Source organism: Flavobacterium sp. NLM (genome assembly GCF_002210235.1).
Taxonomy (GTDB): Bacteria; Bacteroidota; Bacteroidia; order Flavobacteriales; family Flavobacteriaceae; genus Flavobacterium; species Flavobacterium panici.
Window position 1 is genome coordinate 430,128 of sequence record NZ_LIAC01000001.1, and the last position, 24,270, is coordinate 454,397.

A 24,270-nucleotide genomic window follows, 5' to 3' on the forward strand; every position below is an offset into this window, starting at 1 on the left:
TTTCTTTTTGTACTTGATTGTTTAATTGTTGCAGATTTCTTTTATTTTGATTTTGGCCGGTGATGGGGGAGTTGTTTTGAATGGGGAGTTTTAATTGAAGGATTTATTAAATAAGTAATTCTTTTTATTAGAGATCGCATAAAGCTGCAATTGTCTTGATTTGAAATATCTGCTAATTACGGAAAACCGTAAACTTTAGAGGAAAGCTTTCTTTATGTTTGCCTGAAACATAACTATTTGACCATGATAAAAATACTTTTTTATTACACCTTACTCTTTTTTACGGTATTATGTGCTAATGCGCAGAACGATAAGCTCATGGCAAGCTGTTGTGATGCCAAACCAAAAGAAGCGGGGAGATGCACAGGGAGCGCTTACTGCAGCGCATGCTCAAACTGCAGCAGATGCGCACATTGTTCGAATGGGGGAAGCTGCGGAGTTTGCGCTACCTATTCGCCGCCTGCGAGGTATACGGCTCCGCGCGCAAGCACTTCTTCTTCTTCAAGAAGTAGCGTCAATAGTCCGTCTAAAAAAGTACAGACCGTTTCTCTTACTTCCGAAGAGTCCGTTAAATCCAAGGCAAAGAAAGAAGCCGTAAGCGAAAAAAAGACAGCTATCTATCATCCTGAGGATATAGTCGCTGTAAATTCTGAAACTCTAAAGCTGCGTGAAGAGCCAGGAAATGAATCTGCAGTTATAGAGCCCCTTAAAAAATATGATCTCTTGATGGTGATAGCCATTGACGGGGACTGGCTGCAGGTGAAGGTGATCCAGTCAGGGAATTTTGGATACGTGAAGGCGGAGTATGTCTATAAGATGTAGAATGTGGAATTCACATTTGCTTTTTGTAGATAAAGTAGTATTGCCTCCGAATAATGAACAACTTTTTTGAATTAAAAATTACGTAGTTACGATGTTCAATTCTATCAGATCTATGTATTATTAGTTTATTTTTAATGTTAATAAATTTAAATATACCAACAAGTATCTTATGAAAATAAATCTACTTATAATTTTTACATTGCTTACAGCCAGCATCAATGCTCAAAATCGAATGGATGAACCATTGCCAATAATAACAAAAAAAAGTAGCGCATTAATATTAGCTACCGGTTGGTTAAAAAACTCTTCTGGACAATGGATAAGCGGAAAGAATAAAATACCTCAAGATCTTGGTGAAAATCAAAAGCTTTTAGGTAACTATGAGTCGTATGGTTTAGGTACTGACAATTTTAATTCGCTTGAAATAAAAGACGTAAAAATTGCTGATAGTGCATATGCGATTATAATTAAAAAATACAGGGATGGTTTTTATACTTATAGTTCAATCCAAAAAGGCTGGAACAATAAAGTCAGTTGTAAATACTATGTAGTATCAAAGGCAGAATTAGCTAATGCATACAAGTTAACACCTGATTATCTAAATAAAACAACAATGAGAATATTATATGAGGGCACTTTGATGTTTATTAATACCCAAACCTTCAATGATAGGAATATAGCAAAAGACCTGGCTTCTAATGTTAAGCAGAATTCACATAATCGAGATTTTTTTGAACATAGATTAGGTTTGAATATATATTACTTTAAAGCAAAAAACCTTGTGCAATTTTACCTATACGATGCCAATTCTTATAGTATGGATATGGAATATGAAGATGATGAAAGTCAGAAAGCTACAAAGTATTATGAAACAGATGCCATAACCTTCAAAAAATTTCTAAATTTTTCAGTTCTATAAAAAATTATATTAAATCCTTAACATACTCAAACTTATGAATTGAAACTTATAAAAACTGGTCAGAAATCGCAACTGCAGCCACACCTAATTGGTATCCCGGATTTTTTCCATGGGATGCATTAGGTTATGAAATCTATCAGAAAAGTCATGCCAGTCAGCTTTAGATTTTTTCAATTTCTTTATTTGGACTGGCAGGGAAGAAGCTGGCCATAAAGATTAGTTTATTTAAAGGTGTTAGTTAGTTAGTTAGTTAGTTAGTTAGTTAGTTAGTTAGTTAGTTAGTTAGTTAGTTAGTTAGTTAGTTAGTTTTGTTTTTTGATGTTTTTTATTGTTGTTTTTGTTTTGGCCGGCGATGGGGGAGTTGGTTGAAGGCGGACGTGATTTTAAGTTTTTGTCTAGATGCACGGATTATTGAAAGATATATTTTCAACTGTAAAGAATGAATGTTATTATATCTGAAATTCTTATCTTTGTAATAATGGATAAAAATCTCTATATAATAGCTGGCTGTAATGGTGCGGGTAAAACTACAGCCTCCTTTACAATTCTTCCCGAGATATTACAATGCAAAGAGTTTGTCAATGCGGATGAAATAGCTAAAGGCCTTTCTCCTTTCCAGCCTGAAAAGGCTGCCTTTGAAGCGGGAAGGATAATGCTTCACAGAATAAATGAATTATTAGCCAATGGTGAGGTCTTTGCTTTCGAAACTACTTTAGCGACGAAAAGCTATAAACAGAAAATAATTGCAGCTCAGCAGAAAGGCTATAAAGTAATGCTTTTATTTTTTTGGCTAGATAGTGTCGACTTGGCTATCGAGAGGGTTAGGACAAGGGTTCAGGAAGGGGGGCATAACATTGAAACCGACGTTATTAGACGCAGGTATAAAAACGGAATAATTAATTTATTTGATATCTATCTGCCAATAGTCAATGAGGCATTGATTTTTGACAATACAGATGTAAAAGCTGAATTGATAGCACAAAAAACATTAGGCAATCCTATTGAGATTATAAATAAAATCAAGTTAGATAAACTCAAAAATAACAGATGATGGGAGAACACAAAACAACAACAACACCGACTCAGAAGAAGATCATAGAGGCAATGGATAAAGTTGCTGAAAAATTAATTGAGTTTAAAAAGAAGAATAACAGCGATCTAGTGGTTATGAAGGATGGTAAAATCGTAAGGATTAAAGCAAGCTCTTTATAAAAAAGTATTTAAATAAAAATTGAAAGCTCTCAGAAATGTGGGCTTTTTTTTATTATTATTTATTTGCTTAGTTAGTTAGTTAGTTAGTTAGTTAGTTAGTTAGTTAGTTAGTTAGTTAGTTAGTTAGTTAGTTAGTTAGTTAGTTAGTTAGTTAGTTAGTTAGTTAGTTAGTTAGTTAGTTAGTTAGTTAGTTAGTTAGTTAGTTAGTTAGTTAGTTAGTTAGTTAGTTAGTTAGTTGCTAGATTTTTTAGTTTAGTTTTGGGTGGTGAGGGGAGGTGGATTAAAAGGTTTTGTTAATTTAATGGGGAGAATGATTTGGTTGTGGATCATAGTCAGGTTTGAGAAAAGCAGCTGCCAAACTTTTTCAGTCAAAAAGGCTGGAACGTAATTGCGACCATGCGGGATCTTGAGGAAGATAAAGAATTAGCGGAACTGTAAAATGTTACCGTATTTAAACTATATGCTGCTGATCTGGGACAGATTAAAGAAGCTGTTAATTTCATTACATGAAATTGATGTGGTATTCAATAATGCCGGCTATGGATTATCGGATGCTCTGGTATAATATAACAATTAAAGGATAGTCCGTCAAATTAATGCCAATTTACTTAGCGTAATCCGTATCAGACAAGATTTTATCCCGCATTTTAGAGAAAAGAGGAACCGAACCATTATCAGAACGACCTCTTTTAATTAGCTTTAAATTTCAGCAGGCTGTCCTAAAGCATAATGGTATTGCGGAATTTTGTATGTCCAAGTATGGATTTTCTCTAGGTTAACTAACGGAATATGGATATAAATGAAGCTAAATTAAGGGTGCATTTTTTGCACCCTTAATTATTTTTTATAGTATAACTTTTTAAAATGAAAAACAATTTTTAAAATTCTCCGCAGCTTTTTTGCAGCAGAAATAGGATCAAGTCTAAAAATTAACAGCGTAAAAAGGCCTTCACTTTCCAGAGCAATTCTTAACCGGCCGGCATAAGCAAAAAAGGAGAACAAGGCTTCTGCTTTTTATGGTCTTCACTTCAAGACTGCCGCAGAGAATCTTTAATGAACCTGCTTCATTTTAAACTGCTCAATGCCTCCAGCACCGGATGTGTGTCCAGTGGCACAAATTTGGTGGTATAAACCACCATGCCTTTGCCGTCGGGATAGCTGGTGGTCATCTTCAGGACCCGTCCCTTGAATCTCGGCTCAATTACGTCAAAAAAGACAGGGGGTCTCTCTTCTGTTGGAAACTGCTCCAGTAGAATATCATATTTTTCCCGGTTTTCAGAGGTATAGCTGATTTTCTTGATTTTCTTTCCTTCCCAGACAGTATCCTTTATTTTAAAATTTTCATTAAAATGCAGATCTCCCCGGAAGTTAGTCCCATAGCTTTTTTCGCGCAGATTTTTCCACGGGATTTTTTCTGTTTTCTGCTCAAGATCCCTTCCCAGGTCCTTAAAGAGGTCCCTATGAAAATCAATAAGATAATAGGTTTCTACAGACTGCATCAGACTGGTCTTTCCGTTAAAATCGAATTGGTCCAGCCGCATGATCTGCTCAACGGCAAGGTCTGCGCTGACAAAAATGCTGTCATCAGGAAATTTAAAGATTCTTTGGCCGTTCTGCAGGCTTTCAAGTGAAATAACATATACACCTTTACTGCTCTTCTGAGAACTTCCCTTTAAGAAAAAAAGACCGCACACAGCAGCTGTTATTAGAATAGAGATTGAAAAAACTTTCATATTAATACCCCGTGCTGTAAACACCATTTGAATATACAATTGAATTGATATTTCCGTTTTTGTTTTGTGCAAAAGGCAGTGAAGAGTTGCCCTGTATCAAATTTCCAGAGGTATAGAACCAAAAATAGTTGGATGTATAGGCCACATTTCTACCGGTTTCACTCCAGCCTAAAGGACCAGATGCACCCCTGAGCCCGCTGCCGGCATGATATGCAGATACTATTATATAACTGTAATTATAATTTCCCAGCGGCCCGTTATTAGCAACTGTAAGGTTCTCAAAGGACATTATATCAAATAACCCTAATAAATTGTAGGCCATCGTCCATCCATAAATAAGGGTTTGGTAGCCGGATATGCCGATGATTTCGACACTGCCTCCAAAATCAGCACTATTTGCAGGAAACACCTGGACCTTCATGTAATCGGCAGGAGTGTAGTCGGCTGTTTTGGCAGTGACTGGTGAATCTCGAACTGCCGTGCGGGGGTCTTTTAAATAACCTTCGGGCATCAGATATTTAATGTCCTGGGGATTCTTTTCCAGATGTTCTAAGATTTCCTTACGCTCTTTGAGGGTCAGACTGTTTTTATCAGCAGTCTTCATAAGTCTGATCACAGCCGCATCTGCAGACTCCTTTGAAGTTTCAGTTTCATTGGTGCAGGAAAACAGCATTCCTAAAGCGAAAATAAAAATAATTTTCTTCATAATTTTTTTAATAGTTAATGGGTTGTTTACAAATTACACGATGTAATTTGTAAGTAAGAGCTGTAAATGCAGAAATGGGCGGAAGGAAAAAAGTTAAAAAAATGTTAATTTTGTAAGTTTAATATGTAGTCTTCTGATTACGAAATAATTAGCAGAATGCTATTTTTTAGTGTGTTATAGCATAATCTGATTTTACAAGCATAAAATGTTTTACAAAATATTTGCTTTTAAAACTTACTTGTTAATTTTTTTACACCAGCACATTGTAACCAGGCACTGTGCCGGATGCGCCGCAGGCTTTCAGTATAAGTATAGGAATTTTGTTTTTTAGAAATAAGAAGTTTTGCATGTGCTGGGTAAAACCCGGGAAGGGGAGAAGAAGGATTTTAATACTGCGGCGCTATTGCAGCACCGCAGCTGCAGGCAGGGAACTGTTGCCGATAATCTTACAGCTCAAAGACTGGGGGCAGCGTGTAAAGCAGATCCGCGGCGGTGATGCCGGTAACGGCCCCTTTGATGCCCAGTAAGCTCATACTGGATAAGCACTACTGATCCATAGAGGCTGACTGATTTAATTTCTTTTGAATGCTCTGTAATAACAGGGCAGAATGCCTGTTTTGTGCAGGCTGGCGCAAAAAGGGCACCCTGTAATGCAAAAGCATTTGCATGTAAAAAAACAGCGGTTTTTATGCCTTGTTTGAAATCCTGCCCGCGGTTCTCAGTTCAATCCAGGCAAGGGCCAGGATAAGGGCTGTTTCCCCTGAGAAGTAAACCGCCCCGAAAAAGGTCAAATTTTTACGGTGGATGATCGCCATCAAGAGGGCCGCAAGGCAGTAAAAGCAGTTGGCCGCGCTTAAGGTCCTGATAAAAAAGGCCCATTTTTCTTTTACCAGCAAAAAGCAGGCCCCTGAATAAAGCCAAAGGCATAACGAGGCGCCCAAAAGAAGGGAAAGGGCGTTTTTGGGCATGCCGGCTGCGGGGCTGAAATCCTGCATCAGGGCCCATAGGAGCAGGGCGCTGAGCAGCGCCCCCAGGCTGTCGGCCAGCAGCAGCATTTTTGGGTTCTGGGCTGAGAGGCGGGTTAGTTTTTTGATCATACGGTTGATGGGCATTTTGAATTGTATGGGATGTTATTTTTTGGGTTTGCTGCTGTTGTTGTTGTATGGTTTTTTAGATTTCATAGGATCGTGTTTTTTGGGAGCTTTTTCCCGCTATCCGTTGCAATCTTCTGCGCCAGACCCCGGCGCAGAAGGATTTTCACTGCTATCGGGGCTAGGGTATTGGCTTTTATGGTTTTATGAGAAGCGGCGCTGGTATAAGTATGACTGCCCGGATCTGCAGCGTTACTGGTTTATTTTATCCTTGTGGTACCTTGTGAGCCATTTTTCCATTTTCTGCACCAGCAGAATTTCATTCAGGTCACCCGACGGGCTGGAAAGCCCTGTGATGGTCCTTTTGAGATAAAATTTTTTATCCTCGAAAAGGCAGGTGAATTTTGGGTGCTCATTGTGGGATGCCATCCAGTTGTTATCTGCTGCTTTTTTAATTTCAAATTTCTTCATTTTTATTCTTTTCCGGAAGCCCGCAGGGAAGGGGTATAATTGTCTGGTGCCCTCTGTGATGCCTTTTGTTGGCAAAATTAAGGATTTTTATTTTTATGGGGTTTGAGGCTGTTTTTGCTTTGGGGCGTGAAGTTCGCGTGTTGAGAATGGCGGGGTTATTTGTTTTGTGATTTACTGCGCGGTTTTTTTAGGGATATCGGGTTTCTTTGAAATTATATAAGGATTTTTGTTTTGACTTTGCGGATATTATGTTTTTTTTGGAGCTCCTCCCGCTATGCGCTTCAATTTTCTGCGCGAACCCCTGCACAGAAGTATTTTCACTACACACGAGAAAAGCGAACTGGCGAAGCAATCGGGGCTAGGGATTTAGCCTGCATATTTTTTTGAAATATGTTGGTAGAACACGGCTAACAAACTATTGGTAAATGCAATGACAAACGTAAAAGTAACATGACTGGAATAGAAAATAACAAAACAGGGAGAGCATATGTCAGATATGTCATATATACTGACAAAGTTTTCAAAATCAATAACCCTAATATGTAAAACCTGATATTTATAGAACGTTATTCTTAAATAAGGTGGATGAAATGATCTATGGCATAGATTTTGAAGTACATAAGTGCCTTCAGAATAGTCTGGAGGGTTGAATGTTTAAGTTGACTATTCTGCCTATCGCGACAGGCAGAATGTGATTCATGACATATACTGCAATTTCTGTACCAGAGGGGAAGAAATATTCCACCAAGATACGAAATATCAGCCATAATGTCAAGATTAAAGTTGCTTTCATAACATTTCTATTGTTTGTAAGATTTCCCGGACTTTGTCTGGTATGTCCGAGCAGGTGTAAAACATTTCTGCAAGGTTCCAAGGCCCACAAAAGCAGTTCAGTCAGACTGCCGGTAATCTTGGAAAGGTTGGAATTAAAAAGCCAATCTGAAGTGCTGAGAATAAAATTCTATCAGCCAATGTGAGGATTAAGGCATGAATGGGTGTAAACCCCAGGGCGATGGAAATCGGTCGTCTGCCAAGCAATGTTTAACATTGTGCATCAGCAGGTAAGGTTAATGACTGATACTGCGTTCCTGCTGGTGTCCCTATAAAATTGTAATGAAGCAGACTTCAATTTTTACGCAGGATTTATGGGAACGTTTTCTGGCCAAGACAGCCCAGAGCCAAGAGAGTTTTGAACTTAAAACTTATCCCCATCTTGATCCTTATTTTAATTTCTTTAAACACAGCAGTGACATCAAAAAGCTCGTATCAAACACGGAGCTTATGGCAAAGCATCCTTTTCTTCCTTTTGTAAAAATACTTACCAAAACGCCAAGATTCAGATTTCAGGAAAACGAAAAAACGTACGGTCTGGAAACTAAGATAAGGCCTATCGCTTTCGCTTCGCATTTCGATTCTTATATTTACGGTTATTATTCTTTTGCCTTAACCGAAAAGTATCAAGAGTATATTCGCAGTAAAGGTTTTAGTGAATGCGTGCTGGCCTACAGGTCAGATCTTGATGGGAAATGCAACATACAATTTGCCAAAGAAGCATTCGACGCTGTAAGGCAGAAGACATCATCCAGAGGGCACTGCACTGCTATAGCGCTTGACATCACAGGTTATTTTGATAATATTGACCACGCTATTTTAAAAAGCAAATGGTGTACAATACTGGACCTTCAGGAGCTGGCAAAGGACCAGTATAAAATTTTCAGATCTCTGACAAAATACAGCTACATAAGCCGTGACAGTATATTAAAGCATTTTAAAATAGATTTAAAAACAGCCCCACACTGGAACTCCCTTCTGGATTTAGTTCCGGACAATATTGCCGGTCCAACGTTCAGCAATAAGTTTGATCTGCTCAGGAAGAGAAATCTTGTTACGGTCAATCTTCCTAAAATTTCCAAAGGGGGTGAGAAAAGTTTCCGGGGAATACCGCAGGGCTCCCCTATGAGCGCACTGCTGTCCAATATTTACCTGATTGATTTTGATGAAAAGATATTTAATCTCAGTATCAAGCTGGACTTTACCTACCGCCGCTACTGCGATGATCTTCTGATAATCTGTGACCCTGAAAAGGCAGCGCAGATCAACGAAATCGTTCTAAAGGAAATAACGGCATATAAGCTGGTTATTCAGCCAAAGAAAACTGAAATAATCCATTTCAAACCTGCATTATCAGGCAAAGTAAGAGGGTTTAACCAAAAGAAAATAGACACGCTAGCTCCCGTTTTCACTCCGCAGAATGAGCAGCAGTTTTATAAGAATCTGCAGTACCTCGGCTTTGAGTTTAATGGTTCTTCAATTTATATAAGACCCGGAAGCCTTTCCCGTTATTTCAGGAAAATGAAGGGCAGAATCGTAAAGACCGTCATGATGGCCTACAGCGATAAATCCAAGAGGGACAAAATATTAAAAAAACAGATTTTCGAAAGATATTCGCATTTAGGAAAAAGGAATTTTCTTTCCTATGCCGTCAAGGCCTCAAAGAAGCGTTATTATTCCAAATCAATGAAAGCCTATCGGGAAGGGATGGATTCCAAATCGATAAGAAAACAGCTGTCAGCACATTTTGCAATTATGGAAAAAGAGGTTTTAATAAAATCTCTCTCGCGCCACGAATTTAAAGAATATATATATACCAAAAAGAAAGAACAGGGACGAAGGGTAAGCCGGAAAAAAATGAAGTTTTAAATTTTATGAATTCGGTGCTTACAAATTGCAACTGCACTTTTTTTATTAAGGACGCTGTGGATGTCTAAAATTATTACGGCTTATTTTATGAAAGATTGTTTACTTCTTCTCCTGTCGTTTTCTAGCCATGCTGTTATTGGGCTTAATCATTTTTAAACCCTTGGAAGTGCCAGATGATAGGCACGAATCAACAAGTTACTTAGTTAAAAATACACATATATGGATATTGATATTAAACTAAAAAATCTCAGGGTCAAATTGAGACAGAATTCCAAGGAAATCATGAATGACGTTTTAGTTAGACATGTTCCTAGAATTAGTTCAAAAAATAAATCAAAAAAAGAAATATGTGTTTTTTGTGCAAATCAGGATAATTTAACAAAAGAGCATGTACTGCCAAAATGGACCTTTGAAGGTTGTACTAAGGAGTTCTTTGTAACAGATATAAATGGGAGTGAACAAACATATAATAAAACGACAATTCCTGTCTGCGCAGATTGTAACAATAATTTATTAGGAAATGTTGAAAAGTATATAATTTCCATTTTAAAGGATACAGATTTATCAAACTCATTTTTTGATAATGAGCAATTGCAGAACATAATTCGCTGGTTGGAAATTATAGAATATAAATTTCAGTTGTTAGAGATTCGAAGAAAATTCATAAAATCTAAGTCCTCTCAATATTTAGAATACCTAAAGGACATTCCTGTATCTATTATGAGAGCCAACATTGATTATTCGCCTAGTAAAGCGGTAGCTCAAATTAGACTTGCCCAGAAAAGAGTAACCCAGAAATCTAAAGCTAACAATGAAAATTCTTTAGTTATATTTAAAACAAAAAATGAAAGTTTTTTTTTCTTTCATCACTTAAATGATTTTATTTTTTTAGAACTTCCAAAGTTTGGAATAGCGCTATTTTACTTCTATACCCGACAGTTCGAAGAGGTAGAAGATGCTAAAAATGAAGCAATGGAGATTATAAAGAAAGTTTACGAATAATAATAGGCTTCTATGGGAATGTAACGGATTTGCCACCCAGCTTACTTCCAAATACAAAACCAACTTTACAGTAAGCCAATATTGCCCAAATCCGTTGTAGTAGCAGTTAGTGGCTGTCCAGATTATTGAATTTATCTGTCCCATGACCTTTATGATCGCTTAATTTTTCTGTACAGTGATGTATAATTTCTCCTTTTGAATTTTTCACTTCTTCAAAATAGTAGTCCTTATCACGATTGACTATTCGGGTTTTTTCTGCCCAGTCACCATTTGCTGATTGCGATGCTCCAAGAGTAAATTTCTCACGCATCTTGTCTTTGCTTCTCAAAGATGGATTTATTATTTTTCCATCAATACAATCTTTTAATTCGAATTCGAATTTATCAACTAACTCTAATACAATATTCTTCTTTATAGAGCCGCAAGATTCGCATGGTCCTGATAAATTTTGAATTTTATGATTACAATTTCCGCAAAATATTTGTTGTTCTGAATCCATGTTTGTCTTGTTTTTTAGGAAGATTTACAAAAGTTGCCATTAACGTACTACAGCAAGGTCTGTGACTAAATAAAGTCCATTTTACAGATTTAACATCCGAGTAATAGCGAACAGACGGAGCAAATCACTCCAAATTTTTATCTAAGTGCATTTGAATAAATTTTTTCGCCATTTCCTTAAATAGTAATTTACCTTCCAAAATACTTTCGTATTGCTCATTGTGAGCGAAATGACCATACGTATAAACTTGATAAATTCTTTTTCGGTTACTTGTTAGTTTTAGTTTCAAAAAGTTGTTTTCAAAAATTCCTTTTACATCTTTAATTGATATTGCCGCATAATTTCTATAATCGTATTTTTGACCATTCAATCCATTCGAGAAATTAATATCAATTCTAAAATTATTTTCAAATAATAGATTTACTTCGTCTCCTTTTGCTAATGTGAACGTGTCGGAAACTGAATAAAATTCAAGACAAAGTGTTCCATTATAGTTTGAAATTGTAATACCTAAATAGTCAGCACCGCTTCTTTCATCTTCAGTATATAATTTAAAATATCTAAAATCAGAGGCTCCTATTTTTGAAAATTTAATTTTATATTCGTTCGAAAAATCATCTAAAATATAATTGATTTCTGTTTTGTTTAAATTTTTCTGGTTTTGTTTTAAAAGATTTTCTTGAAATATGGTTTTATCATTTATTTGAGTAACGGTAAAAAGTACATCATTTTCTTTTATAAGTTCATTGCCATTAGTGTAAATGTTTTCCAATCTACAATCAAAAGGAAGAAAAATTTTTAAATTACCTGTTCCGTGAATTTGCGGTTTTAAAATAGCAATTTCTTTATTTGCAACGATTAATTCACCACTTTTAACAAGCATTTCAACAATGTATCTTTCTGTATCAACTGATCTTTGACCTTCAAATAGTAATTTACAATACTTTCTTTCAAATTTAATTACTTCAAACTTTCCATTTTCTGAATAGTCAACTTGATTCACAATTGGTGAAAGACTTGGTTTTAAATTGAATATTCGACTTAAAAAGTTTTTCATTTCATTTTCTTTTTAGCGATTCTGATGTAATAGATCTGACCCTTGGCGTGGTCGGGGAATAAAGATGCAGGATTTTTTGGTAAAATACAAATTTTCAAGTACATAACCATCTTTAAATTTAGACCGAAAATCCCAATCTTGCCAGACAGATGCTATACCTAGTAGTTTTATTTATTCCTATTTTTGTTAATTAAAGATTTCTAAAAACTCCTGGCATTTGTTTTTTATTTCTTCTATTTTCATTTTGTCTTTATCGCTTTCTTTTAATACCCAATATTTGTTTTCATTCCATTCAAATTTTCGGTTTTCACCTCCATTTTGCGTTATAAATCCCCAAAACCATAAGTCATCCCAAACTTCAATTTGATGTCCTTTATATTTTGTTTCTAATGTTTTGTTTATTTTGTTAAAATCCCATTTTATCGAATTATCTAGCTTCTTGAAAATTGCAATTATTACAGCATCAACGGGAAGATAAAAACTATCATTTTCATCAATTATTTTAGGAACATCATTCCAAATTTTTAGATTCTCTGAATATTGGCCGTTATGTAAGTGAAATATAGTTTTAGAAATTAATGCAGAAGTTTTTGGTCCCCATCCTTTTTGATTTAGCATTCCTTTATAAACGCTTTCGAAATTACTTTTTGCATTTGGATTAATTTGCCCGACAAATTCCTTAAAAGACTTCAAAGAATTTTCTTCAGTAATTATTGTTTTATAAAATTCCGAAAGTTTATCAATTTTGGGTTGACTTTGAGTGTTTGCAATATGGTATAATAAAGAAATTATTTTTTCTTTTTCATCTTTGTACGGCAAAATAATTGAACGATAATATCTTTCCTGTAAAGCTTTGTTGTATTTTCTATTATTAGAAATGAATTTAAAAAGTTTTTCTATTCTATCTGTCATTCAACAATTATTTAAAGGTTTAATTTTGTTCTGTTTTCTGTAGTATAAAGCATAATGTTTTGGCGCTACAGCAGGTTTGGACTAAATTCATCCCATTCTTGGGATTTGCCACCCTATCGCGAATAGGCGAAGCACTCGAGCCTTAGCGAATAGATGAAGTAAATCATTCCAAATACAAAACGAGCATTTAACTAAGCCAATTGCCCAAATCCGTTATAGCTGTTACAAACCTATCTCTTTGCCTCATTTATCAAATTCTCTATGTACTTTTTTTTGTCTTCTGCTAATATTTTTAAAATATCAAAGTTCTCTTTTTCAAATCTACCATTGTCAAAATGAGCTCCCGAATTTAAAACTTTATAGAAAATATCTGTGATAACTTTTTCGGCAATGTCGATCAGCTTTTCAGTTTCTTCAAATGTGATTTCTAAATTGTATTCATTATAATTTGGGTCTGTATGACTGTAAGCTTTGTCGCGAAGAGTAACAATTTCGTTAATAGTTTCTTTATTATTTTCAATGTCACTTTTCCATTCTTCGACTGTTTTATTATCAATTTTTTGACTTCCAAAATAACCATCTTTTTCAAACTTTTCGATAAAACGAATGATGCTAGATCTGTCACTATTTTTTGAGCTGAAAAGCTTGGAAAGTTCTGTTACAGCCATCTTCCATAATATTCCTCGTATAAAAATGAAATCAACAGATTCATCAACATAGTTTTGCTCTTCTAATGTACTAGGTTTGTGTAAATAGTATGAATAATGAAAACACTCTTTTGCATTTACAAGGATAAGCCATATTTTATTTATTTCGGTTTGGATTTCTTCCTTTTTAGTCATAGTTCTTTGGATTAGATCACTAATGTTCTGTCAGTAGCGGGTTTGGTATTAAATCAAGCGTATTCTTCGGATTTGCCACCCGAACTTTGGGAACAGGCATAGCAAATTATGACAAAAACAAAATCAATTTTCCATATAGCCAATTGCCCAAATCCGATGTAGTGGCTTTTGGCAGTAGTAGTTTTTATCTAATTTATTTAAGTTCCATTATCGGTTTGAATTCTATTTTTCCAATCTTCGGAATGGACTCAGTCAAATTTGCAATATGTGAATCAATTTCTTGTTCTTGTGAATGAAGAAAGACTATTGTGTTCATGAGCAAATAAGCGTTATTAATATTTTGTAACTGTTTTATTAATAGTTCAACTTGAGAAATTTTGTAAATCCAAGATCTTTTTTCATATCCGCTTTTTGTTGCTTTACTATGCCTAAGGCTAAAATAGTCTTTATCAATATTTCCATCAAAATCTTTCCATCCCAATCGATATGAGCCATGGGCAAAAGAATTTCTAATTTCAGTTACTTTGTCAACAATCTTAGAAATTTCTTTATTTGCTTTTACAAGTTCGGGTAATTCTTTGTAATTGTCGAATATCAAAGAGTCGTAAGATATCTTCAAGGTTGAAGCTGTCATTGCGCACAACAAAGTCTCAATATTTCTCTTTTCAAGTTCTGTATGATCTTTTTTATATATTATTCTTGGAATATTAAAAGGAATCGTAGAAATTACCGTATCAAATTGAAGAAAAAATTCGCCAATAATTTTCCTTTGATGATTTATGTCGTTTTCTTCAAAATTCATTAGTTGTAATTTTTAACAATGTTTTTTAGTACTATTACTGCCAAGGTTCTTACGCTCCACACAGTTGCTAGGTTCGGAACAGATCATTTTGTGTTAAATAAAAATTCTTGCTGAGGGTAGAGGTGAGCTTACCACAAAATTCGCAATTGTGTGTAACGGCTATTAGCAGACTTTCTTCACTTTTCTGCGACACAATTTTCTAGTCCAATTATAATTCGGTTAATCGTGTCAATGATTTTAGGAAAAGAGTAAATAAGATTTTGTAAATCTTCTTCTACGTCTTCATGATATATTATTATTTGTTTTCCGTAATTTTTTGTACCAGTGTAACTTAAAGTTGTTTTTTCTCTAGAATAGCTATTTACATAGTTTGGATCCAAATAAAGAATAGTATGTGCAACCAAATTTCTTATGATTTGGATATACTCTAAATCTTTAATCAATTCTTTGTAAAAAATATCGGCTGGAATTTTCCCTTCTTTCTTCAAAGAAGCTAAAATATATTTTTTAGTATCAAAAGTAATTTTATCAGAAACTATATATCTAAAAAAATCTCCTTTTTTACTTTCTTCTGCAAAATAGTTAACTAAAATTTTTGAGATTAAAAATTCGACAGTAACTGCGGTTTCCAAAATTCTGCCTCTAATTCTTTCAGAATCTTCTCTAATTAAAATTATGTTTTCTTCATTATATGGGTTTTCCATAGGAGTGTTTTTGAAATGACTGCAGTTTATTGTACTTGACGAAAATAGAATATTACGTTGCAAAATATTTTAAGCAAAATCAAAGAGTATATTAGTGGAAACCCAAATGAAACAAAATCAGTATTATAAAGTTTGTAACAAATTATTCCATTAACTATTAATGGTAAAAACATGAATAAAACTGATATAAATATAAAGCCTGTTGTACTTACAAAGGAGTCATTCGATAACCTCATTTTTATACTTTCTAATTCTATGAGAGAAGGAAATATAGTTAATTCCAAAATCGAACTTTGACTTATGTTTGGATATATTTTTTGTTGTATTTGTTTTAGTCCCGCATCTATTAATTGATTAAAAGCCATATATGTTATAGAAAAATAATAGCAGATTACAGACAAAAATGGAATTCCGATGATCAAAATTTTTCTATTGTTCAGATTAACATCAAATAATTTTATTTCTGTAATCACAGAATTGTCTATGAGAAACCAAAGAAGCATCAAAACAAGAGTAATGAAATAATACGCATACATTTGTTTGATACTAGATTTACAATTTTCGATTAATATTGGTTCTATCGCCTTTAATTCATCTACAGTTGTTTTTCCATTATTTATCGTATTATTTACTTGTTTATTGAAATTTGGATTTTTCATTTTTATATGTTTGTAAATTGCAGCTAACGTTCGCGCGCCTTGCGCCGTTTTCGACTTACGAAGACGAGTATTTTCAGCTAAATGAAAATACAATTAGAAAATGGTAATTCCACTAAATTTGCAAATGGCGCAAGACATTTGTTATCTGATGTTTTTCTTTTGTGTCGCGTGTTTTTGTCATTTGTTCTTTAAGTCTTCATTTTTTTTGCTTGATTTATTATTTGATATTCGGCTATTACTTTCATTATTTCTTTGTAACAATTATTATATGACAATAATATATTTGTATCAATTAACGCATATCTTTTTTGCTGGGATGGAGTTTCAATATATTCTAAAGCGTAATCATAATTTGGACTAATAAAACATAATTGTCCGTGAGTATATTTATTTCTATCCAAAATAAAAGTATTGAAAACTTGACTGAAAGTTTTAAGTTTTTTTGTAGAATTATATTGTTTAAATTCTTGATAAATTTTAGATGCTCTAACATCGTCCATAAACAATTTCTTTAATTTCATAAAATCCAACTTCATCAATTCCACTCTTTCTTCTTCTGATTTTAGATTGGCTCTATCTAAAACTATTTGATGTATTCTGTTCTTAATATCTTCAGCATTATCAACACAAGATTTCATTAAACCCTGCATTCCACCATATAAAATAACTTTCGGGTCAGTTGGATCCGTATTTCCCATATTAATATGTTGATGATTAATTCCAGTTCGTACAGGAAAAGTTATAGTCGTAATACTTTTTGTCATAGGAACATTTAATATCGGATCAATAAATTCAAATGAACCTGTAACGCTAGTCATAATATTAACTGGAGGAATTACTTTAGGACTTAATATTTCCATATTGTTGTGATTGTGATTTTGTTTTAATGTTAATATTTCTGCAGCTCGGCGTCAAAATAACAGATAACATTCTGGTACTACAACGGGTTTGGGATTAAATTAAGCCCATTTTCGGATTTGCCAAATATTCCAAATACAAGACCATTTTCCCATTAAGCCAAATGCTCAAATCCGTTGTAGTGGCTTTTATTGGTAGTTATTTTTTCTTTTTGCCTTCATTTAGTGTTACTCTTCGCTCTTGAGTTATTACAGGAATTACCCGAATTTTTTGCGGTTCTAATTTTGGTGTTGTCGTTTTTTTTTCGTCTTTTTTCTTATTATCAGGCATAATTATTTGTTTAGATATTTTTTTATTGGTTGGTCTAAAAATCTGATTACTAAATAAAAGTAAAGTTGATAAAACAATTGCAACTAAAGTTAGTTTAATTGCAAAATTATATTGACTATTATATTTTGCGGTTATTTGTTCGTTGTCGTTGAAAGAATCTTTATTAGCTCCAATTTCACTTAATAATATATTTTCATATGAATCATTTACCAATTCATCTATAAGTTTAAAATTGGCTCCTTGATATAAAGGCCTACTTCTTAATACTTGTATTAGCAGAATAATTGCCCAAATTAAAATTCCTGTTGGTATTATTGCTAGTATTCTTATCATTAGATATGAGTCGCCTAAACCATTTAAGAAAAAGGGTATAAATAAAGCTAAAACAGTCATTATTATACCTGAATTAGAATGATGTTGTCTATATGACGCCACTTGTCTTTCAATCAATTCTTTTGATTTTGTAGCTAAAAATTCTAAATCTTTGAGGTCATTTTTCATTAATTTTTAATTTCTCGTTTGGCATAATAACCGCTAATTAATTTATATCGGCCATAAAATGGCACCAAAACAACATTTTTTAGTTGGCTTTGTGCAATTAGTAAGGTTTTTTCAGCTAATATAACAATAATATACTACATTTTTCAGCTGTGAGGCTATAGCTGTGAATCAGTTATTTTAATTGTTCTGCTGCTGTTTTTGCGATAGTTGAAAATCAGTGTTTGCCTGCAGATTTTTAATTTTTTGTTGCAGTGTTAAAATGCCAGCGGGCTTGAATCTTCGCGAACATCTTTTGGAATTTATCCAGTGATTACTGCTTTTCTTACCTGTTTCTCTTTATCCAATAGTATCCCAATTGCTTCCCTTTTGCTTTTTATCAAAGACACTGTATGCTTTTGTTCATTTCAGGAGCAAAGGTAGTCCGTGTCCTGAGCAAAAGCAAGGCCGGGCCTTTCAGGTCTTGGCAAAAAATCTCCACCCATCCGGGTTGTATTTTTTGCCAGAGCCTTGCTTCTGCAGGGCACTAACCTTTTTATGCTCATGAAACAAAACAAAGCATACTGCGGCTCTTTAGACGAATAAAAAAAAATGTCAGAAATGAGAATTGAAATATTGAAAAAAGCAATGATGAAACAAAACAGCGCCTGCTCTCATTACCGAATAAAATTCTGAAAAAAAAATAAAAAAAATAAAAAGTAAAAATGCGGGGCGGGAAAAAGAAAGTAAAAATTTTAAAAACTAGAAATCATGAACATTACAGGAAGAGTGACAAAGGATGCGAAAGTAAGCACCTTGTCAGACAGCAGACAGGTAGTAAATTTTTCAATAGCCATTAACGAGAGCTACAAAAACAAAAAGGGCGACAGGGTAGAGCAGACCACCTTTTTCGAGTGCGCCTACTGGATAAGCCCGAGGGTTGCCCAGTGGCTGACCAAAGGCACGGTGGTGGAACTTACTGGAATGGTAAGCGCAAGGGCGTGGAAAGGAAACGATGGGGAACCGCGCGCGGGGCTGAACTTCAATACCTCGAACATCAAACTGCACGGGGGCGGGAAGAAGTCCGAAGGGACGCAGGCATTGAAAACTGGGCAGACTGCAGGGCAGGGAGAAAACCAAAAAGCCACCTTAAAAGAGCCTGAGGACGACATCCCGTTTTGAGCAGGCAGTAAAGGGTTTTAAACAATTTTATTTTCAAACTTTAAAAATCAAATATCATGGCACATAATATCAATTATAACAGCGAGACAGGAAAGTATTCTTTTTTCAGTGTAAAAGAAAAAGCATGGCACGGGCTCGGGCAGATTGTCGAGCAGTACCCGACAAGCGCCGAAGCCATCAGATACGCAGGACTTGATTATCAGGTGGCTAAAAGCCCTTTATATACAAAAGCATCGGGCATTATTGAGACCTCGGACGGCATCGAGATGGGCAGTACTGAACTTTCAGTACCTGACTGTTTTGCCACTATCCGTACCGACAGCAATGCCGTACTGGGGGTCGTGGGAAAAGACTACCAAATCGTGCAGAACCGTGAGGCGTTCAGTTTCTTTGATGCGATTGTCGGGGGTGGTGACGGTATACTGTACGAAACGGCAGGGGCTTTAGGACAAGGCGAGCGCATTTTTATCACCGCCAAACTTCCTGATTATATCCGTGTGGGCAATGGGGATGATGTGACCGAAAAATATATTTTCCTGACCACCTCCCACGACGGGAGCGGAAGCATCACAGCGGCTTTTACGCCCATCCGCATCGTATGCCAAAACACCCTTAATGCTTCTTTGCGCTCTATGAGCAATGTGGTGCGCATCCGCCATACCTCAGGGGCAAAACAGCGCCTTGATGATGCCCATAAAGTAATGGGACTGGCAGACAGGCTCAGCAGTCAGCTTGAAGGCATTTTCAATGAGTGGGCTAAAGTAAGGGTAACCGATAGAGAAGTTAAAAAACTGATCCAATTGGCATTATGCCCCAATACCGAAACTCTCGCTTTAATTAAAAAAGGGGCAGGCGATGAAGTTTCCACAGTGTTTAGAAATACGGTAGATGATGCTTTTGCCTATGCCATGGCAAGCGAATCCCAGCAGATGGAAACCACTAAAGGCACTCTTTTCGGGGCTTATAACGCGGTGACGGGCTACTATCAGAATGTGCGCAAATACAAGGACAGCGAAGCCAAACTGCAGTCCATTGTGATGGGAGGTACAGCGCAGGGAAAAGCCCAAAAGGCGTTTGAACTGTGTACGGCTTTTAAGGCAGATGGCGCAGAAATCCTAAACCTGAATTAGCAAGACATATAACCAAAGGCTGTTACGAAACCGTGACAGCCTTTAAAATCAGGTTTTACTCATGCGATAGCAGGGTTGAACATCTGCACAATTGAAGAACATAAAAGCGCAGGAATTATGGCAGGGAACGACCCAAACAATTTTGAGTTTATACTGTATCTCTACAATCAGTTTGTCAGTAAACACCGCAGTATAGGCAAGGAAGCACGGGTGTATTGGCATATTTTGGACATGTACGCAGAACTTGGGCTTTCAAAAAAAAGCCAGGAATCCGAAAAAAAGTACGCCCAAAAGCTTACAGCCATCATAAGGGAAGCGGTAATGAACTGGAACACTAATCTGCTTATCTTAAAAGGAGAAGAAGGGGAAAAGGAATATCAGGAAAACATGGCAAGCTACATCGAACGCCTCTACAGGTTAGGGCATGATGAGCAGGGCGTGATTGAGCTTGTCATTAAAAAATTAAAACTAAATTATGGAAACGACAACTAATTTTTTCAATCAGATAGCACAATTGCAGATCATAGGCGATTTGCACATTACAATTGCCAAAGGGGCAGAAGGAAGGCTTATTGTACTGGTTATGCTCCAAAATGATACGTGTGGGGACAGCGCCAAACACAGCATACCGCCATTAAACCTAAGAGGAACAGCCGAAGAACTCGACAGCGGTTTTTTTGAGAATATAACAGCGCCCATTGAGTCGGCTTCGGGTCTTATGGTGGACATGGAAGGCTATATGAAACAGCTTGAAGATACTAAAAAACAGTCGGCAATGGAGAAGGAAAAAGCCGACAGCCAAAAGAAGGAAACAGAAGCGAAAGACAAAAAGTTTGCTGACGCCATGGCAAAGGCGGATGAACTGGAAAAAGAAGGGAAATTCCGTGAGGCATGGATAAAAGTGCCCGAAGTGCATGAGTTTCCCTTAAAGGCAGAGCAGATACGTAAGAGAAAATCCGAATTGTCGGCAAAATTTGCGCCCGATCTGTTCGGAAACAGCCCTGACACCGCAAAGCCCGAACAGCCCCGAGAGGCACTTTTTCCTGACTATGCCAATGTGCAAGAGCCCGAAACGGACGGGGAAGAAATTGATACAGAGGACATGGAAAACTGGGAAGACGAGAACCAAGAGCAACGATACTAATCTAAAACACAAATCATGTTATTAGCGACACAATTACAGCGGGTTTTTATACTCAGGGACAAAGGGCAGGAAATCAGGCTTTCCGACCCCGAACCAAGATGGAGCACCGAAGCGGTACTGAATTTTTATGCACCGACCTATCCGATACTGACCACCGCCAAAATTTCTGCCCCTGCCATCAGGGACGATGCGGTAGAGTACCGATTTGAAACGTTAATGGGAACAAAAGGCTAACCAAAAATCTAAAGCCATGAATTATGCAGAAGAAAATTATTTCGGGAACAGTGCAACTGCCCGAGCGAAAAAGACAAAAACAGCTTCACGCACAGCTCGCAGGGTTTATGCACTCGATGCAGAGAATCAAGGACGCGGACGAAGTACAGAAAGACAAACCAAAGTCAGTTCCTGCGGGGATGCTGCCGATGGTTTTCTAAAGGTTTCATTTCTGCCCAGACTGCAAGAAAATAAAACGCTGCAGGCTGGTCAGGATATTTCCAAAATGGAAAGCGATTTTTACAGCTCTCTTGACAGTCTAGCAGAGCATTACCACATTTTGCTGATGCCTACCTCTCATTTTGAATATCCTTATAATACGGCATTGGCTGTATGGGATTTGGAAGAGAAACTCAAAAAAAGTGTGGGGAACTTATCCGAACTGCGGTTATTGCAGGACAGCCACAGAACGTATCTGCTCAGCGAGGAAAAATACAGCACAGGCACAACGCTGTACTACATCCCCATTGAACTTATTTATCAGATGCTCAAAGACCCCAAATACAAAAAAAATGCGCACCTTCTTTTATCGGTCTGCTCGTATCTGTGTCATAGTGCGGATGTACCGTATTACAGACAGCAGGGCAGTTATCTGTACTGGCTCTATGAAATGCACCGAGACTGGACAGAGCAGGACGACGACAGGGAAGAAAACGAAAGATATGTGCGGGAGTTTGACAAGGCAGAATTTATCGGGGACTGTATCGAAAAGAAGATTTTCAACCGCATAAATTTAGCCGTGTTCGAAGAACGTTTAAAAGGTTTTAAAAGCCGTGATGGCTTTGATAAGCAGTGTTTGGATACAGCTAAAAAAGCTTTTGCATTATTTAACGACTATCCTAATGAGAGCATTTTTCGAAATGCACCCATTAATGAAGAAGAAGAGGACGAAACCGAAAACGAAAGCATCGGGATGGAAAAGTACATTTCCTTTATTTCCAACACCAAAGGATGGCTGTATGAAAGCATTGAGGAGAGCATCAACAATGAGTTTAACGAATACGGTACAATGGACGAACCGACCATTTTAAAATGTTTTGACGGAAGTGAATTGATTAACACAAGCCTTGATTTTGAAAGCCGATTCTTTGACCTTTTGGACGAGCTGTGCGCTTTATTACATAACTATAAACAAAACGAAAATGAATAATGCAGTTGATATAACAGGGGATTTCGGGACGCTCTACCACCCGAAATCCGCCCTTGTTTTCTATGAAAGCAAAACTTTAGATAAAGAGGTTTATGTAGAGCATTTTGATATGGATAGAAACGGCATGCCAATTAATGCGCATCCCCTCACAGAGCGTGAAGCGGAAGCCCTTGCAAAATCGCTTACAACCGAAAAGCAGAAGCAGACCGCTTTTTTAAAATCGGATGGCATTCTGCCGACCAATATCCTGCATATCAATCCGAGCAGGGACAAAGGCACTGTTATATGGTACACCAAATCCCAAAAAAGACCGCTTTATTTTATAGAGGGTTTAGGGATTCCGAGCGGTAAGGCATTTGTACCTGCCATGGTCTGGCAGGCGGATAAAAAAAGCCTTAGGGTATTTGCGCTTTCCACAAGCAGAAGACCCACGGAAAAAACACCGCTTTATTACGCACCATTTTTTAATATTTATGAGGACGGCAGGGTTTGTATGGGTTCAGTCACTATCGATATTAAAAACTCTGCATCGGTGGAAGAATTTACAAAGGCGTGGGAGGCTTATTTCTTTAACAGCTATTTCAGCCACCTGATGGGAGAGAACAGCCCTGTAAAGGGCAATTGTGTGAGCCTATGGAAAGACCTTGTTATATCAGGCGGAACCTTTCCAAAGGAAGCATTGAAAAGCAGTAACAAAACAATTAAAAATCTATTGTCATGAAAACCGAGAAAATCAAAATGCATTTTACGGATAATTATTTAATAAGCCCCACAAACCCCATTACGGTAAATTTAATAGGGGCAGGTGGTACAGGCTCAAAGGTGCTCACCGCCCTTATGGAAATGAACCACAGCCTTACAGTGCTCGGGCATGCAGGGCTTTCGGTTCGCCTTTGGGATGATGATATTATCACAAATGCCAACCTTGGCAGACAGCGTTTTGCACACAGCGAAATAGGACTTTATAAATCCGTCGCCCTTATCAATCGGGCAAACCGTTTTACGGGTACAAACTGGAAAGCGGAAACCGTAAAATTTGAGAGGGACAGCTTAGGAAAACGGCCGAGTAATGCAAATGCATCAATTTATATTACGTGCACGGACAGCGTGAAGTCACGATTTGAGATTGCCGATATTTTACAATACAGCAGACGCGCGCATCACAGGGACGACCCCAAATACTGGATAGATTTTGGCAACAGCCAGTACACGGGACAGGTTATACTCTCCACAGTCGGGGAGATCCCACAGCCCAAGTCCGAAAAATTTGAAACTGTGGCGAGCCTGCCGTTTGTAACCGAGGAATTTGGGGAACTGCTGAATCAGTCTGAACAGCAGGACGACACTCCGAGCTGTTCACTTGCCGAAGCATTGGAAAAACAGGATTTGTTTATTAATTCTGCTTTGGCACAGATGGGATGCTCGCTATTGTGGAATTTGTTTCGTGAGGGCATGACCGCAAACAGGGGATTTTTTCTGAATTTGAAAGATTTCCGATTACAGCCCATTGCAGTTAGATAAGCCCTTAATCGGGCGGCAAAAAGACACTCCTTCCTTGCGGTCGGAGCGTCTTTTTGCGTTTAAAGCGGTGGAGC

General features: G+C 36.7%; 27 protein-coding genes. 14 read left to right on the forward strand and 13 right to left on the reverse strand.

Translation table 11 applies throughout. The features are described from left to right. Positions 1 to 243 precede the first annotated feature (243 nt). The 4 genes from APR43_RS24635 to APR43_RS24375 all read left to right on the forward strand — a co-directional run bounded on the left by APR43_RS24635 (position 244) and on the right by APR43_RS24375 (position 2,953). The gene (locus APR43_RS24635; protein ID WP_053471325.1) at positions 244 to 822 is read left to right on the forward strand and encodes an SH3 domain-containing protein; all 579 of its coding nucleotides are present in this window, start codon (positions 244 to 246) and stop codon (positions 820 to 822) included. 169 nt (positions 823 to 991) lie between these two features. Further along, complete coding sequence (locus tag APR43_RS01815; RefSeq protein ID WP_053471326.1) at positions 992 to 1,741, forward strand: hypothetical protein; 750 nt, start codon at positions 992 to 994, stop codon at positions 1,739 to 1,741. Between the two features lie 478 nt (positions 1,742 to 2,219). Next, complete coding sequence (locus APR43_RS01820; RefSeq protein WP_205720326.1) at positions 2,220 to 2,792, forward strand: zeta toxin family protein; 573 nt, start codon at positions 2,220 to 2,222, stop codon at positions 2,790 to 2,792. After that, positions 2,789 to 2,953: a hypothetical protein gene (locus APR43_RS24375; protein WP_165590680.1), complete on the forward strand. Its 165-nt coding sequence runs from the start codon at positions 2,789 to 2,791 to the stop codon at positions 2,951 to 2,953. The genes APR43_RS01820 and APR43_RS24375 overlap by 4 nt, the downstream gene beginning before the upstream one ends. 1,064 nt (positions 2,954 to 4,017) lie before the next feature. Here the strand turns inward: APR43_RS24375 and APR43_RS01825 are convergent. The 4 genes from APR43_RS01825 to APR43_RS01845 all read right to left on the reverse strand — a co-directional run bounded on the left by APR43_RS01825 (position 4,018) and on the right by APR43_RS01845 (position 7,029). Continuing rightward, positions 4,018 to 4,686, reverse strand: coding sequence for a hypothetical protein (locus APR43_RS01825; RefSeq protein ID WP_053471327.1), 669 nt, complete (start codon positions 4,684 to 4,686; stop codon positions 4,018 to 4,020). A 1-nt stretch (position 4,687) separates the two neighbouring features. Next, on the reverse strand, positions 4,688 to 5,392 hold the full coding sequence (locus APR43_RS01830) for a hypothetical protein (protein WP_053471328.1): 705 nt from the start codon (positions 5,390 to 5,392) through the stop codon (positions 4,688 to 4,690). A 686-nt stretch (positions 5,393 to 6,078) separates the two neighbouring features. Then, positions 6,079 to 6,489 carry a hypothetical protein gene (locus tag APR43_RS01840; RefSeq protein ID WP_053471330.1) on the reverse strand — a complete coding sequence of 137 codons (411 nt, stop codon included), beginning with the start codon at positions 6,487 to 6,489 and terminating at the stop codon, positions 6,079 to 6,081. Between the two features lie 246 nt (positions 6,490 to 6,735). Further along, a complete protein-coding gene (locus APR43_RS01845; protein ID WP_123959099.1) occupies positions 6,736 to 7,029 on the reverse strand; it encodes a hypothetical protein in 294 nt (97 codons plus the stop codon). A gap of 1,038 nt (positions 7,030 to 8,067) precedes the next feature. Between APR43_RS01845 and drt2 the strand changes: the two genes are divergently transcribed. Next, positions 8,068 to 9,654 carry an antiviral reverse transcriptase Drt2 gene (drt2, locus tag APR43_RS01850; protein ID WP_053471332.1) on the forward strand — a complete coding sequence of 529 codons (1,587 nt, stop codon included), beginning with the start codon at positions 8,068 to 8,070 and terminating at the stop codon, positions 9,652 to 9,654. Positions 9,655 to 9,873: 219 nt separating this feature from the next. Beyond that, the gene (locus APR43_RS01855; RefSeq protein ID WP_053471333.1) at positions 9,874 to 10,656 is read left to right on the forward strand and encodes a hypothetical protein; all 783 of its coding nucleotides are present in this window, start codon (positions 9,874 to 9,876) and stop codon (positions 10,654 to 10,656) included. A gap of 106 nt (positions 10,657 to 10,762) precedes the next feature. On the opposite strand, the gene APR43_RS01860 is transcribed toward APR43_RS01855, so the two are convergent. The 9 genes from APR43_RS01860 to APR43_RS01900 all read right to left on the reverse strand — a co-directional run bounded on the left by APR43_RS01860 (position 10,763) and on the right by APR43_RS01900 (position 17,820). Beyond that, complete coding sequence (locus APR43_RS01860; protein ID WP_053471334.1) at positions 10,763 to 11,155, reverse strand: hypothetical protein; 393 nt, start codon at positions 11,153 to 11,155, stop codon at positions 10,763 to 10,765. 124 nt (positions 11,156 to 11,279) lie between these two features. Next, positions 11,280 to 12,212, reverse strand: a complete 933-nt coding sequence (locus APR43_RS01865; protein WP_053471335.1) for a hypothetical protein — start codon at positions 12,210 to 12,212, stop codon at positions 11,280 to 11,282. A 186-nt stretch (positions 12,213 to 12,398) separates the two neighbouring features. After that, a complete protein-coding gene (locus APR43_RS01870) occupies positions 12,399 to 13,124 on the reverse strand; it encodes a hypothetical protein (RefSeq protein ID WP_053471336.1) in 726 nt (241 codons plus the stop codon). A 230-nt stretch (positions 13,125 to 13,354) separates the two neighbouring features. Next, positions 13,355 to 13,966: a hypothetical protein gene (locus APR43_RS01875; protein WP_053471337.1), complete on the reverse strand. Its 612-nt coding sequence runs from the start codon at positions 13,964 to 13,966 to the stop codon at positions 13,355 to 13,357. 193 nt (positions 13,967 to 14,159) lie between these two features. Next, positions 14,160 to 14,768: a hypothetical protein gene (locus APR43_RS01880; protein WP_053471338.1), complete on the reverse strand. Its 609-nt coding sequence runs from the start codon at positions 14,766 to 14,768 to the stop codon at positions 14,160 to 14,162. A 176-nt stretch (positions 14,769 to 14,944) separates the two neighbouring features. Then, positions 14,945 to 15,472 carry a hypothetical protein gene (locus APR43_RS01885; RefSeq protein ID WP_053471339.1) on the reverse strand — a complete coding sequence of 176 codons (528 nt, stop codon included), beginning with the start codon at positions 15,470 to 15,472 and terminating at the stop codon, positions 14,945 to 14,947. A 26-nt stretch (positions 15,473 to 15,498) separates the two neighbouring features. Further along, positions 15,499 to 16,131 (reverse strand): hypothetical protein, encoded by a 633-nt coding sequence (locus APR43_RS01890; protein ID WP_123959102.1) that lies wholly within the window; start codon positions 16,129 to 16,131, stop codon positions 15,499 to 15,501. Between the two features lie 188 nt (positions 16,132 to 16,319). Beyond that, positions 16,320 to 16,991, reverse strand: a complete 672-nt coding sequence (locus tag APR43_RS01895; protein ID WP_053471341.1) for a hypothetical protein — start codon at positions 16,989 to 16,991, stop codon at positions 16,320 to 16,322. Positions 16,992 to 17,187: 196 nt separating this feature from the next. Continuing rightward, positions 17,188 to 17,820, reverse strand: a complete 633-nt coding sequence (locus tag APR43_RS01900) for a hypothetical protein (RefSeq protein ID WP_053471342.1) — start codon at positions 17,818 to 17,820, stop codon at positions 17,188 to 17,190. Between the two features lie 747 nt (positions 17,821 to 18,567). Between APR43_RS01900 and APR43_RS01905 the strand changes: the two genes are divergently transcribed. The 8 genes from APR43_RS01905 to APR43_RS01940 all read left to right on the forward strand — a co-directional run bounded on the left by APR43_RS01905 (position 18,568) and on the right by APR43_RS01940 (position 24,196). Continuing rightward, a complete protein-coding gene (locus APR43_RS01905) occupies positions 18,568 to 18,978 on the forward strand; it encodes a single-stranded DNA-binding protein (protein WP_053471343.1) in 411 nt (136 codons plus the stop codon). A 56-nt stretch (positions 18,979 to 19,034) separates the two neighbouring features. Beyond that, positions 19,035 to 20,108 (forward strand): DUF932 domain-containing protein, encoded by a 1,074-nt coding sequence (locus tag APR43_RS01910; protein WP_053471344.1) that lies wholly within the window; start codon positions 19,035 to 19,037, stop codon positions 20,106 to 20,108. 117 nt (positions 20,109 to 20,225) lie between these two features. Further along, positions 20,226 to 20,600 carry a hypothetical protein gene (locus APR43_RS01915; RefSeq protein ID WP_053471345.1) on the forward strand — a complete coding sequence of 125 codons (375 nt, stop codon included), beginning with the start codon at positions 20,226 to 20,228 and terminating at the stop codon, positions 20,598 to 20,600. Beyond that, positions 20,584 to 21,252, forward strand: a complete 669-nt coding sequence (locus APR43_RS01920) for a PRTRC system protein E (protein ID WP_053471346.1) — start codon at positions 20,584 to 20,586, stop codon at positions 21,250 to 21,252. Before APR43_RS01915 ends, APR43_RS01920 begins: the two co-directional genes overlap by 17 nt. A gap of 15 nt (positions 21,253 to 21,267) precedes the next feature. Then, complete coding sequence (locus tag APR43_RS01925) at positions 21,268 to 21,486, forward strand: PRTRC system protein C (protein ID WP_053471347.1); 219 nt, start codon at positions 21,268 to 21,270, stop codon at positions 21,484 to 21,486. A 16-nt stretch (positions 21,487 to 21,502) separates the two neighbouring features. Then, positions 21,503 to 22,675 carry a hypothetical protein gene (locus tag APR43_RS01930; protein WP_053471348.1) on the forward strand — a complete coding sequence of 391 codons (1,173 nt, stop codon included), beginning with the start codon at positions 21,503 to 21,505 and terminating at the stop codon, positions 22,673 to 22,675. Continuing rightward, on the forward strand, positions 22,668 to 23,396 hold the full coding sequence (locus APR43_RS01935; protein WP_053471349.1) for a PRTRC system protein B: 729 nt from the start codon (positions 22,668 to 22,670) through the stop codon (positions 23,394 to 23,396). Before APR43_RS01930 ends, APR43_RS01935 begins: the two co-directional genes overlap by 8 nt. After that, entirely contained in the window at positions 23,393 to 24,196 is an 804-nt protein-coding gene (locus APR43_RS01940) for a PRTRC system ThiF family protein (RefSeq protein WP_053471350.1), read from the forward strand. The genes APR43_RS01935 and APR43_RS01940 overlap by 4 nt, the downstream gene beginning before the upstream one ends. Positions 24,197 to 24,270: the final 74 nt, after the last annotated feature.

Excerpts from the sequence above, each read along its gene's own strand:
- APR43_RS01840 (WP_053471330.1), bottom strand. The coding sequence starts at position 6,489 with ATGATCAAAAAACTAACCCGCCTCTCAGCCCAGAACCCAAAAATGCTG.
- drt2 (WP_053471332.1), top strand. The coding sequence starts at position 8,068 with ATGAAGCAGACTTCAATTTTTACGCAGGATTTATGGGAACGTTTTCTG.
- APR43_RS01825 (WP_053471327.1), bottom strand. The coding sequence starts at position 4,686 with ATGAAAGTTTTTTCAATCTCTATTCTAATAACAGCTGCTGTGTGCGGT.
- APR43_RS01910 (WP_053471344.1), top strand. The coding sequence starts at position 19,035 with ATGGCACATAATATCAATTATAACAGCGAGACAGGAAAGTATTCTTTT.
- APR43_RS01860 (WP_053471334.1), bottom strand. The coding sequence starts at position 11,155 with ATGGATTCAGAACAACAAATATTTTGCGGAAATTGTAATCATAAAATT.
- APR43_RS01870 (WP_053471336.1), bottom strand. The coding sequence starts at position 13,124 with ATGACAGATAGAATAGAAAAACTTTTTAAATTCATTTCTAATAATAGA.
- APR43_RS01930 (WP_053471348.1), top strand. The coding sequence starts at position 21,503 with ATGAATTATGCAGAAGAAAATTATTTCGGGAACAGTGCAACTGCCCGA.
- APR43_RS01935 (WP_053471349.1), top strand. The coding sequence starts at position 22,668 with ATGAATAATGCAGTTGATATAACAGGGGATTTCGGGACGCTCTACCAC.
- APR43_RS01875 (WP_053471337.1), bottom strand. The coding sequence starts at position 13,966 with ATGACTAAAAAGGAAGAAATCCAAACCGAAATAAATAAAATATGGCTT.
- APR43_RS01905 (WP_053471343.1), top strand. The coding sequence starts at position 18,568 with ATGAACATTACAGGAAGAGTGACAAAGGATGCGAAAGTAAGCACCTTG.
- APR43_RS01925 (WP_053471347.1), top strand. The coding sequence starts at position 21,268 with ATGTTATTAGCGACACAATTACAGCGGGTTTTTATACTCAGGGACAAA.
- APR43_RS01830 (WP_053471328.1), bottom strand. The coding sequence starts at position 5,392 with ATGAAGAAAATTATTTTTATTTTCGCTTTAGGAATGCTGTTTTCCTGC.
- APR43_RS01915 (WP_053471345.1), top strand. The coding sequence starts at position 20,226 with ATGGCAGGGAACGACCCAAACAATTTTGAGTTTATACTGTATCTCTAC.
- APR43_RS01865 (WP_053471335.1), bottom strand. The coding sequence starts at position 12,212 with ATGAAAAACTTTTTAAGTCGAATATTCAATTTAAAACCAAGTCTTTCA.
- APR43_RS01880 (WP_053471338.1), bottom strand. The coding sequence starts at position 14,768 with ATGAATTTTGAAGAAAACGACATAAATCATCAAAGGAAAATTATTGGC.
- APR43_RS01900 (WP_053471342.1), bottom strand. The coding sequence starts at position 17,820 with ATGAAAAATGACCTCAAAGATTTAGAATTTTTAGCTACAAAATCAAAA.
- APR43_RS01815 (WP_053471326.1), top strand. The coding sequence starts at position 992 with ATGAAAATAAATCTACTTATAATTTTTACATTGCTTACAGCCAGCATC.
- APR43_RS01855 (WP_053471333.1), top strand. The coding sequence starts at position 9,874 with ATGGATATTGATATTAAACTAAAAAATCTCAGGGTCAAATTGAGACAG.
- APR43_RS01920 (WP_053471346.1), top strand. The coding sequence starts at position 20,584 with ATGGAAACGACAACTAATTTTTTCAATCAGATAGCACAATTGCAGATC.
- APR43_RS24375 (WP_165590680.1), top strand. The coding sequence starts at position 2,789 with ATGATGGGAGAACACAAAACAACAACAACACCGACTCAGAAGAAGATC.
- APR43_RS24635 (WP_053471325.1), top strand. The coding sequence starts at position 244 with ATGATAAAAATACTTTTTTATTACACCTTACTCTTTTTTACGGTATTA.
- APR43_RS01820 (WP_205720326.1), top strand. The coding sequence starts at position 2,220 with ATGGATAAAAATCTCTATATAATAGCTGGCTGTAATGGTGCGGGTAAA.
- APR43_RS01890 (WP_123959102.1), bottom strand. The coding sequence starts at position 16,131 with ATGAAAAATCCAAATTTCAATAAACAAGTAAATAATACGATAAATAAT.
- APR43_RS01895 (WP_053471341.1), bottom strand. The coding sequence starts at position 16,991 with ATGGAAATATTAAGTCCTAAAGTAATTCCTCCAGTTAATATTATGACT.
- APR43_RS01940 (WP_053471350.1), top strand. The coding sequence starts at position 23,393 with ATGAAAACCGAGAAAATCAAAATGCATTTTACGGATAATTATTTAATA.
- APR43_RS01885 (WP_053471339.1), bottom strand. The coding sequence starts at position 15,472 with ATGGAAAACCCATATAATGAAGAAAACATAATTTTAATTAGAGAAGAT.